The sequence below is a fragment of the Streptomyces sp. AC627_RSS907 genome, assembly GCF_019049165.1.
Genome location: NZ_JAGMUE010001494.1, coordinates 1 through 583 on the forward strand (window position 1 = coordinate 1; position 583 = coordinate 583).

Annotated in this window: 1 pseudogene; it reads right to left on the bottom strand. The window is 74.8% G+C overall.

What is annotated here, in order from left to right:
• Positions 1–99: 99 nt before the first annotated feature.
• Positions 100–583, bottom strand: a pseudogene (locus tag KUM32_RS42635) (tRNA (adenine-N1)-methyltransferase); the annotation flags it as partial.

Sequence of the window (583 nt, forward strand, 5' to 3'; positions counted from 1 at the left end):
GCGCCGGGTGGTTCGCGCTGCGTACGGTGGCGCGTGGTGCGCGGGACGTACGGGTTACGGGTGGTGCCGGAGCGAGACCGGGGTGCCGTGCGGTGGCGGTTACTCGCTCGTGGCGGGGGGCTCGGTGGTCGGGCTGTCCGACGCGCTCGTGGCGCCGCCGGACTGACCCCGGCCGGGGCCGGTGTAGTCCTCGCCGTAGGCGCCCTTGGCCGGGCGGCGGCGGCGCAGCGGCGGCTCGACGCCGTCGGCCAGGCGGCGCGCGGTGAGCAGGAAGCCGGTGTGCCCGATCATGCGGTGGTCGGGGCGCACGGCCAGACCCTCCACGTGCCAGGTGCGGACCATGGTCTCCCAGGCGGAGGGCTCGTTGAAGGTCCCGTGCTCCCTGATCGCCTCGACGGTGCGGGCGAGCTGGGTCGTGGTGGCCACGTACGCGCACAGGATGCCGCCGGGCACCAGGGCCTTGGAGACGGCCTCCAGGCACTCCCACGGGGCGAGCATGTCGAGGATGACCCGGTCCACGTCGGTGTCCGACAGGTTGTCCTGCAGGTCACCGACGGTCAGCTCCCACGCGGGGTGCGGGCCG